The sequence below is a fragment of the Burkholderia sp. Ac-20344 genome (genome assembly GCF_017104975.1).
Taxonomy (GTDB): Bacteria; Pseudomonadota; Gammaproteobacteria; order Burkholderiales; family Burkholderiaceae; genus Burkholderia.
The window spans coordinates 1-9,750 of record NZ_JAAGPP010000229.1; the positions used below are offsets into that span (position 1 = coordinate 1).

Annotated in this window: 10 protein-coding genes; 6 read left to right on the forward strand and 4 right to left on the reverse strand. The window is 67.5% G+C overall.

The window, feature by feature from the left end; translation table 11 throughout:
- Together G3N64_RS36555 and G3N64_RS36560 are read left to right on the forward strand one after the other, a co-directional pair.
- A partial coding sequence (locus G3N64_RS36555; RefSeq protein WP_205788498.1) for an ABC transporter permease subunit occupies nucleotides 1–589 on the forward strand: 589 nt, incomplete at its 5' end.
- Nucleotides 590–593: 4 nt separating this feature from the next.
- A complete protein-coding gene (locus G3N64_RS36560) occupies nucleotides 594–1,367 on the forward strand; it encodes an ABC transporter ATP-binding protein (protein ID WP_205788499.1) in 774 nt (257 codons plus the stop codon).
- 55 nt (nucleotides 1,368–1,422) lie between these two features.
- Here the strand turns inward: G3N64_RS36560 and G3N64_RS36565 are convergent, their stop codons facing one another.
- The 4 genes from G3N64_RS36565 to G3N64_RS36580 all read right to left on the reverse strand — a co-directional run bounded on the left by G3N64_RS36565 (nucleotide 1,423) and on the right by G3N64_RS36580 (nucleotide 3,859).
- Complete coding sequence (locus G3N64_RS36565; protein ID WP_205788500.1) at nucleotides 1,423–1,893, reverse strand: Lrp/AsnC family transcriptional regulator; 471 nt, start codon at nucleotides 1,891–1,893, stop codon at nucleotides 1,423–1,425.
- Nucleotides 1,894–2,114: 221 nt separating this feature from the next.
- Nucleotides 2,115–2,756 carry an NAD(P)H-binding protein gene (locus tag G3N64_RS36570; protein ID WP_205788501.1) on the reverse strand — a complete coding sequence of 214 codons (642 nt, stop codon included), beginning with the start codon at nucleotides 2,754–2,756 and terminating at the stop codon, nucleotides 2,115–2,117.
- Nucleotides 2,757–2,884: 128 nt separating this feature from the next.
- Nucleotides 2,885–3,340, reverse strand: coding sequence for an Rrf2 family transcriptional regulator (locus G3N64_RS36575; protein WP_205788502.1), 456 nt, complete (start codon nucleotides 3,338–3,340; stop codon nucleotides 2,885–2,887).
- A 90-nt stretch (nucleotides 3,341–3,430) separates the two neighbouring features.
- Entirely contained in the window at nucleotides 3,431–3,859 is a 429-nt protein-coding gene (locus tag G3N64_RS36580; protein ID WP_205788503.1) for a hypothetical protein, read from the reverse strand.
- 192 nt (nucleotides 3,860–4,051) lie between these two features.
- On the opposite strand from G3N64_RS36580, the gene G3N64_RS36585 reads away from it, so the two are divergent.
- From G3N64_RS36585 to G3N64_RS36600, 4 genes are all read left to right on the forward strand, one after another.
- On the forward strand, nucleotides 4,052–4,387 hold the full coding sequence (locus G3N64_RS36585; protein WP_205788507.1) for a hypothetical protein: 336 nt from the start codon (nucleotides 4,052–4,054) through the stop codon (nucleotides 4,385–4,387).
- A 264-nt stretch (nucleotides 4,388–4,651) separates the two neighbouring features.
- On the forward strand, nucleotides 4,652–5,845 hold the full coding sequence (locus tag G3N64_RS36590; RefSeq protein WP_205788504.1) for an ammonium transporter: 1,194 nt from the start codon (nucleotides 4,652–4,654) through the stop codon (nucleotides 5,843–5,845).
- 159 nt (nucleotides 5,846–6,004) lie between these two features.
- Nucleotides 6,005–7,969, forward strand: coding sequence for an alkaline phosphatase PhoX (locus G3N64_RS36595; protein WP_205788505.1), 1,965 nt, complete (start codon nucleotides 6,005–6,007; stop codon nucleotides 7,967–7,969).
- Between the two features lie 594 nt (nucleotides 7,970–8,563).
- On the forward strand, nucleotides 8,564–9,388 hold the full coding sequence (locus G3N64_RS36600; protein WP_205788506.1) for an IclR family transcriptional regulator: 825 nt from the start codon (nucleotides 8,564–8,566) through the stop codon (nucleotides 9,386–9,388).
- The last annotated feature ends 362 nt before the right edge of the window (nucleotides 9,389–9,750 follow it).

Genomic DNA, 9,750 nt, shown 5'->3' on the forward strand with positions numbered 1-9,750 from the left:
TGTCGTCGCCTGGGCCGCGCGCGCGCAACGCGACAGCGCCCGCGCGGGCCCGGCCCGTGTATGCGCGAGAATCGCGAGCCTCGGCTATGCGGTGCCGGGCACCGTGCTCGCGATCGGCCTGCTGATCCCGTTCGCGGCGGCCGACCGGCTGTTCGGCGCGGCGCTCGGCCGCGACGGGCTGCTGCTGATGGGTTCGGCGGCCGCGCTCGTGATCGCCTATACCGTGCGCTTTCTCGCGATCCCGGCCGGCAGCATCGAGGCCGGCCTCGCGCGCATCCCGCCGTCGCTCGAACAGGCGGCGCGCTCGCTCGGCGAGACGGCCGGCGGCACGCTGCGCCGCGTGCACCTGCCGCTGCTGCGGCCCGCACTCACAACGAGCGCACTGCTGGTGTTCGTCGACGCGATGAAGGAATTGCCGGCGACCCTGCTGCTGCGTCCGCTGAACTTCGACACGCTGGCGACCTGGCTGTATGCGGAAGCCGCGCGCGGCACCTACGAGGAAGGCGCGGTCGCCGCGCTCGCGATCGTGCTGGCCGGGCTCGTGCCCGTGATCCTGCTCGCCCGCACCCGCCACAAGATCGGAGCCTGACACCGTGAACCTGCTCGAACTCGATGACCTCTGCCTCGCCTACGACACGCCGCACGGCCGCCGCACCGTGGTCGACGGGCTGAGCCTCGCGTTGCCGCGCGGCGAGATCGGCTGCCTGCTCGGCGCGTCGGGCTGCGGCAAGACCACCGTGCTGCGCGCGATCGCCGGCTTCGAACCGGTGCGCATGGGGCGGATCGTGCTGGACGGCGCGGCCGTCGCGGCGCCGTCGCTCGACGTCCCGCCCGAGCGGCGCCGCATCGGCATGATGTTCCAGGATTACGCACTGTTCCCGCACCTGAGCGCGGCGGACAACGTCGCGTTCGGCCTGCGGCGCATGCCGAAGGCCGAACGGCGCCTGCGCGTCGCGGAGATGCTCGAACTCGTCGGCCTCGCCGATTCCAGCGGCGCGTATCCGCACGAACTGTCGGGCGGCCAGCAGCAGCGCGTCGCACTCGCGCGTGCGCTCGCGCCGTCGCCGGAACTGCTGCTGCTCGACGAGCCGTTCTCGAATCTCGATGTCGATACGCGCGAGCGGCTCGCGTTCGAGCTGCGCGACATCCTGAAACGCACGGGCCACACCGCGATCCTCGTCACGCACAACCAGGCCGAAGCGTTCGCGATCGCCGACCGGATCGGCGTGATGAAGGACGGCCAGCTCGCGCAATGGGATACGCCGTACGCGCTGCATCACCATCCGGCCAGCCCGTTCGTCGCGGATTTCGTGCGCCGCGACGCGCTGGCCGACGAACGCGCGCGCGCACTGGCACGCGGCCGCTGAACCCGCGGGCACGATGCGCGCCCGCGTCGTTGGATTGCCGCGTTTCAGTGCCGCGTCATGCCGGCTCGGCGAGATCGCGCACGGGCAGCGCGGTCGAATACTTGATCTGCTCCATCGCGAACGACGAACTGACGTCGAACAGCGGCACCGCGCGAATCAGCTGCTTGTAGACGCGGTCGTAATCGTCGATGCCGGCCACCACGACGCGCAGCAGGTAATCGGTCTCGCCGCTCATCCGGTACACCTCGACCACTTCCGGCATGTCGCGCACGACCTGCGTGAAGCGCTGCGCCCATTCCTCGGTGTGCTGGTTCGTGCGGATCGCGACGAACACGGTCGTGCCGACCCCGAGCTTGCGCGGATCGCACAGCGCGACTTGCGCGCGAATCGCACCGGTTTCCTTGAGCCGCTGCACGCGCTTCCAGCACGGCGTCTGCGACAGGTTCACGCGCTGTGCCAGTTCCGCTATCGGCAGTGTGGCATCCGCCTGCAACAGCTCCAGCAGCTTGCGATCGATGGTGTCCATTTCTCCAGTCCCTCGTCGATAGAAATTTATTCTATTCATCCTGCCCAACGGGGAACAATATGAAAACCGCTTCGCCGCGTCGACCGGTATAAATACCGATCCGGTACACGCGCGGAACGCGCCAAACGAAACAGGCGATCCCGCCCGTCAAGGTGGAATCGCCTGGCGTTCCTGCACATCGCGGCCGGCCGGCGCTCACGCACCAGCGGCCGGCGCGCCGCTCAATACGCGACCGTCGCGATCTCGCGCACGAAGCTGCCTTGCTCGAGCGCGTCGACGAACGCGACCGCGTAGTCTTCCGCCGAGATCTTGCTGTTGCCCTGCGCGTCCGCGATCAGCTTACCGACGCCCGTGCGGAACGTCCCCGTCCGCTCGCCCGGGGCGATCAGCGCGGCCGGCGCGAAGAACGTCCAGTCGAGATCGCCGACCGTCTTCAGGTAGTCGAGCGCGTCGCGGTGCGCGAGCGCGACCGCCTTGTACGCTTCCGGGAAACCTTCGCTGTCGACGAGCTGCTTGCCGGGTGCGACTTCGAGCGAACCGGCACCGCCCACCACAACGAGCCGCTTCAGCCCCGCCTGGCGCGTGCCGGCAACCAGCGCCTTCGCGGCCGCGACAACCTTCGCCGCGTCGTCCTGCTTCGGACCGTACGCGCTCGCGACGACGTCATGACCCGGCAGCGCAGCCGCAATGCTGGCCGCGTCGAACAGGTCGGCCGCCTTCGCGGTGATGCCGTCGCCGGCTGCGCCCGGATTGCGCGACAGTGCCGACACGCGATGGCCGCGTCGTGCGGCTTCCGCGGCGATGCGCGAGCCGATCGTGCCGGTGGCGCCGAACAGCGCGATATTCAAGGTACGTTGCGTCATATCGATTCTCCAGTAAGAAAAATATGTAACACAGTTAATTACACATAAGACCGAAAAAAACGGGGCAAAGCCCCCGTTGCGCCGGCGCCGCGCCTGTCGCGCCGTCCGGCTTCCTGCCCTGCCGCCAGTCACCCGCCGGCGCGCGCCGCCCCTTGCGTGCGCTGCTCCAGATCCAGCACGTCGGCCGTGACGTCGGCCAGCGTGCGCGTGGCAAGGGATGCTTCCATCGCCCGCTGCGCGTCGCCGATATAGTCGATCAGCGCGCCCTGGATGTGCCGCCCGACGAGACACGCGGGATTCGGCGTCTCGCGGTGCAGCGCGAACAGTTGCGCATCGTCGACCGCGCGATACACGTCGAGCAGCGTGATCGCGCCGGGCTCACGCGCCAGCAGCGCACCGCCGCCCGCGCCCAGTTGCGACGTGGTCAGCCCTGCGGCCGCCAGCATCGACAGCAACCGGCGGATCAGCGCCGGATTCGTGTTCACGCTGCCCGCAATGATGTCGGACGACAGCGGCACGCCCTCCTGCATCGACAGCAAGGCAAGCACGTGGACGGCAAACGCGAACCGGCTGCTGGTATTCATTCCTCACTCACTTGACGACGCCGGCCCATCCCGCGGCCGGCGACATGTGTAACCATCATAATTACATTTTGCGGATCATGCAAGCCCGCGTCACTCTCCGCTCGCGGGCTTGGCGCCCGAGGCATTCTGCTGGCTCCACTGCTGGAGCTTCTTGCCGGCTTCCGCGATCTTCGCGCCGGCTTCGGAAGCCGCATGCGCGACGACCGCGGAAGCGGCCGCGTCGATCTGCGCCTGCGCGGCGGATGCGAGCCCGCTCGCGGACAGCGGCGGCACGGCCGACGCCGCGGACGCGATACCGGCCTTCGCGGCGTTGATCTGCTGGTTGACGGTGCTCGCCACCTGGTCGAGCGCCTTGGCCGCATTGTTCGCGGCATCGGCAGCCGCACTCGCGGCCGTATCGGGTTGCGTGACCGGCGCACCGGACTTCTCGCAGCCCGCGAGCAACAGCAGCGCGCCGGCCGCCACGGCCGCCAGTACGAACCCGGGCACGCGACGCGCCCGCGATGTGTTCATGTTCATCAGCAATCTCCGGCCGCGCGTCGCGCGGCCTCGTGGTTGGACCGACGTCGATGATACCGCCTGTGGAACAGGGCCAATCACGCTGCGTTATTAAAAATGGCTTTCAATTTCGGACTCGTCTGATTCAATCGCGCACGCGAGGACACTAAAGTGGACACGCTTCAATCCGCTTCGGACGTGCCCCTTTTTCTCATGGATTTCCTCATCGACTGGCTCATCGCGCTGGCCGCGCTGCTCGCCACCACCCTGTTCCTCTGCCTGCGCCGGCCGTCGGCGCGCCGCCTGGCCGAATCCGGGCGCACGCGCCGCGTCGCATCTGCGCGCCTGCTCACGCAGGCCGTGATCGGCTTCTGGACGGCCGCGCTGATTGTCGCGCAAGGCATCTTCGGCCTCGACGGCGACGGCCAGTCGCTTACCGGGTTCGCGGCGCTTGCGTTCGCCGCGCTCGGGCTGACAACCCTCGCCGCTTACTGGTCGGCGTGCGCGCTGCGGCTGCGCCGGCCGCCCCTGCTGTTCCCGCGCCACTGACGCGCCGGATCGGTGCGCGGCGACGCACCATCACGCACCACGCCGCACCGATCGGCACGTCACGCGCACCAGTTCAGCACGCACCGCACCACATGCGTGCACCCGGTATCACGCCCGGCCCCTGCCGGCCGCGCCCCCTTCCCGTGCACGATTCCCCGGAATGCCGCGCCACACGGTGTTGAGGCACCAACTCCGCGCAGCCGCTCACCAAGTTGGCTCGATAATTGCGTTCCTCGCCCGTTTTTTGCGCAAGGAAGCCACGGCATGGATGGCCTGAAATCCGGCGTCGACACACTGTTCCTGTTGATCGGCGCCGTCATGGTGCTCGCGATGCACGCGGGCTTTGCATTTCTCGAACTCGGCACGGTCCGCAAGAAGAACCAGGTCAACGCGCTCGTGAAGATCCTGGTCGACTTCTCGGTGTCGACGCTCGCGTATTTCTTCATCGGCTACACGATCGCGTACGGTGTCGAGTTCTTCGACGACATCGGCTCGCTGTCGCAGCACAACGGCTACGCGCTCGTGCGCTTCTTCTTCCTGCTGACCTTCGCGGCGGCGATCCCCGCGATCGTGTCCGGCGGTATCGCCGAGCGCGCGAAGTTCAATCCGCAACTCGTCGCGACGCTGATCATCGTCGGCTTCATCTATCCGTTCTTCGAAGGGATCGCTTGGAACGAACGCTTCGGCGTTCAGGCGTGGCTCACGCACGCGTTCGGTGCGCCGTTCCACGACTTCGCGGGCTCCGTCGTCGTGCACGCGTTCGGTGGCTGGGTCGCGCTGCCGGCCGTGCTGCTGCTCGGCGCGCGCCACGGCCGCTATGCGAAGGATGGCCGCATCGCCGCGCACCCGCCGTCGAACATCCCGTTCCTCGCGCTCGGCGCGTGGGTGCTCGCGGTCGGCTGGTTCGGCTTCAACGTGATGAGCGCGCAGACGCTCGACAAGATCAGCGGCCTCGTCGCGGTGAACTCGCTGATGGCGATGGTCGGCGGCACGCTCGCCGCGTGGATGGCCGGCCGCAACGACCCGGGCTTCACGTACAACGGGCCGCTCGCGGGCCTCGTCGCGGTGTGCGCGGGCTCCGACGTGATGCACCCGATCGGCGCGCTCGTCACGGGCGCCGCGGCCGGCGCGCTGTTCGTCGCGATGTTCACCTGCGTGCAGAACAAGTGGCGCATCGACGACGTGCTCGGCGTGTGGCCGCTGCACGGCATGTGCGGCGCGCTCGGCGGCCTCGCGGCCGGCGTGTTCGGCCTGCCCGCGCTCGGCGGTCTCGGCGGCGTGTCGTTCATGTCGCAGCTCGTCGGCACGCTCGGCGGCATCGCGATCGCGACCGCGGGCGGCACGCTCGTCTACGGTGCGCTGAAAGCGACCGTCGGGCTGCGCCTCGACCGCGAAGCCGAGTTCGACGGCGCGGACCTGTCGATCCACCGCATCTCGGCGACGCCCGAACGCGATTGAGCGCCTGGCGAAGGCCCGGCGCATCATTACGGTTTCAATTCAAAAAACTTTCATCGAGCGTCCTTACACTTCCGTCCAGTTTTCAATTCGCCTTCGCCGAGCTTGCCTCGCGCCTGCTTCGCGAAGGTCATTCTTCCAACAACTGAAACTGGACTCCACATGCCCGCGTTGCCCAATGCTTCCCGTCGTCAGGCCCTGAAGATCCTCGCCGGCGCGCCGATGCTTCCCCTTTCCGGCCTCGCGCTGCCGGCCCTGCTGACGGGTTGCGGCGGCGACGACGATCCTGCGTCGACGCCGGCCCCGGTCGCCGCCGCGTACACGTCGGCGACGTTCTCGGCGATGGCGGCGCCCACGCTCGACAACGCGGCCGCGATGGCCACGACGACGGTCGGCTCGACGCTGTCGGTGTCGTTCTCGGACGGCTCGACGCGCAACTTCAAGCTGGCGTACCGGCCGTTCTTCGTGACGGGCGACATGGTGCCGGACGGCAAGGGCGGCACGACGCTCGCGGGCGGCTACTACGACATCAACAACCAGCCGATCATCGACCGCTCGGTTGCCGGCAAGGAGCGCCAGTTCTATTCCGACTGCCCGGACGGCAGCTCGCTGCTGACGCTGAAGAACGCGAACGTGCCCGGCGTGAAGGGCAACACGGTGTTCGCCGTCGTGCAGTTCGAATACACGACGCGCGACCAGGCCAGCGCATCGCAGTACGGCCAGCTGCCGTCGCCGATCGCGGTGCTGACGCTCGACCAGGATCCGGCCAACGGCGCACTGAAGGTCGTCAAGTACCACAACGTCGACACGTCGAAGGCGCACGGCCTGTGGATCACGTGCGGCGCGAGCCTGTCGCCGTGGGGCACGCACCTGTCGAGCGAGGAGTACGAGCCGGACGCGACGAAGGCCGCGACCGACGCGCAGTTCAAGGCGTTCAGCAAGAACACGTTCGGCGACGAGACGAAGGCGAACCCCTACCACTACGGCCACCTGCCCGAGATCACCGTGAATCCGGACGGCACGGGCACCGTGAAGAAGCACTACTGCCTCGGCCGCATCTCGCACGAGCTGATCCAGGTGATGCCGGACCAGCGCACCGTGATGATGGGTGACGACGCCACCAACGGCGGCCTGTTCATGTTCGTCGCCGACAAGGCGGCGGACCTGTCGGCCGGCACGCTGTACGTCGCGAAGTGGACGCAGACGTCGTCCGCCGGCGCGGGTACCGCGACGCTCACGTGGATCAGGATCGGCCACGCGACCAGCAGCGAGATCGAAGCGCTCGCGAACACGCTGAAGGCGTCGGACATCATGGACCTGACGACCACCGACCCGAACGATGCGAGCTACACGAAGATCCACTTCGGCGGCAAGTTCAACTGGATGCGCGTGAAGCCGGGGATGGAAAAGGCGGCCGCATTCCTCGAGACGCACCGCTACGCGGCGCTGCTCGGCGGCAGCATGGGCTTCACGAAGCTCGAAGGCACGACGGTGAACGCGAAGGACAAGATCGTCTACACGGCGATGTCGCGGATCGAGACGTCGATGGTCAAGGGCAACGCAGTGTCGCGCGACGTCGCGGTCGACAAGAAGATCTCCGCGGGCGCCGTCTATGCGCTGAACCTGAAGGGCAGCCAGCGCGACACGACGGGCAGCGCGATCGACAGCGAATGGGTGCCGGTCGACATGGGCGCGCCGGCCGCGCTCGTCGGCGAGGATCTCGCCGCGGCCGACGGGCTCGGCAACCTCGCGAACCCGGACAAGATCGCGAACCCGGACAACCTGAAGTTCTCCGAAAAGCTGCGCACGCTCTTCATCGGCGAAGACTCGGGCCTGCACGTGAACAACTTCCTGTGGGCCTACAACGTCGACACGAAATCGCTCGCGCGCGTGCTGTCGTGCCCGGCCGGCGCCGAATCGACGGGCCTGCACGCGGTCGACGAGATCAACGGCTGGACGTACATCATGAGCAACTTCCAGCACGCGGGCGACTGGGAGTCGCCGCTGCACGACAAGGTCAAGCCGACGCTCGACCCGCTCGTGCGCGCGAACTACAAGGACCGCTTCGGCGCGAGCGTCGGCTACCTGACGGCCGAGCAGACCAGCATCAAGCTCGCGAAGGCCTGACCGGGCCACGCGAGGCAGGCCAGCCCACTGGCCGAACGCCTCTTTCTTCATCACCGTTCATTCGTTGGCGCTCCACGCCGTTTGATGCGCGATGCCCAGTGCGGGCATCGCGCTTTTTTTTTGCGCGTACGAATCACGTCAAGCGCGCGCGCAAACAGGCGCCGCCCGCGTTCAAACAGGGGCTTTCGACGATCGGGGGATAATACGGGCCTGACGCGTCCGGGCGGACGAGCGGGAAAGACGGGCAAAAAAAAGCGCCACGGAGACCGTGGCGCTAAAAAAGTTCTAGCCATTCCGAGGGCCGTGCTAGAACCTGAGAGACTGCGCGAAACACCGTTGACGGTTAAACTCTTGAAACGATGTTTCGAAAACGTGAGACATTCTTTCCGTTTCCGACCGACAAGTCAAGCGGTATTTGCACCGGCGCATGCACTTTCCGGCAATGCACATTTGCGCGTTTTCCTAATAAACCAAGGGTGAACCCGTAAAATCTCATCAAATGACCGGTTCGCCCGCGGAACATGCATCCTTTGACAATAGTCCTACAATACCAACAAAATTGAAATCGAGTTTCGGAATTAGAGAGAATCCCTCGTGTCGACAACTGTAACCCCTCCCGCGTCGCGGGACCGTGAATCCTCGCCCGACGAGATCACCGCCCTCGCCCGCGGCCTCGCCGTGCTGCGTCGCATCGCGGCTGCCGACGCGCCCGTCAGCAACCGCGAGCTGACCGAACTCACCGGCATCCCGAAGCCGACCGTCTCGCGCATCACCGCGACGCTCGTCAGCGCCGGCTTCCTGTTTCAGTTGCCCGACAGCGAGCGCTTCGTGCTCACCGCGTCGGTGCTCGAACTGAGCCACGGCTTCCTGCGCAACTTCGACATCCGCGCGCGTTCGCGGCCGTTCATGATCGAACTGGCCGAACGCACGTCGCTGTCGGTGCACCTCGCGGTGCGCGACCGGCTCGACATGGTCGCGATCGACGTGATCCGGCCGCGCTCGGCCGTGCTCGTCACGCGCCTCGAGATCGGCTCGCGGATGGACATCGCGCGCACCGCGGTAGGCCGCGCGTATCTCGCCGCACTCGAGGACGACGAACGCCGCCTGCTGCTCGAGTCGCTGCGCACCACGGCGGGCGACGACTGGCCGCATGTGTCCGCCCGCCTGACCCCCGCGCTGGACGATGCCATGCGCGACGGCCACGCGATCGCGATCGGCGAATGGCGCGAGGGCCTGAATGCCGTCGCGGCCGGGTTCGTCGGCCCGTCGGGCCAGCGCTATTCGGTGAATTGCGGCGGCGCGTCGCACCAGTGTCCGCCCGAATGGCTGCAGGAACACGTGGTGCCCGCGCTGCACGAGTGCATCGCGAAAATCACCCGCGAGATCGGCGGCGCACCGGCCCGGCGCATCAGCGCGTAATCGTTTCGTCACCGTCCCGTCGCGTTCTGTAACGACCGTAACCCGTTGAAAGATAGACCGCTGGACTGTAACGGGGACGGCACGTAGGATCATGCCCATCGTCGCGCCGCACTCGCGGTGCGCACCGCTCTTTTCCCGCGCTGGCCGGCGGGGCCCCGGACCGAGCCGGGCGCCCCCTCCCGGCACCGCTCGCCCACGCGCCGCCCAGCAGTCCGATTTCCGGCACGCCGCGCCGTCTTCCTGACAGATCACGATGGATAACGAACAAAAGCCCACGCCCCCTTCGAAAGACCCCGCGCGCCCCGCCGCGCGGCGCCCGCGCCGCACGCTGATGGCCGGGGTCTTTCGAAGGGGGCGTGGGC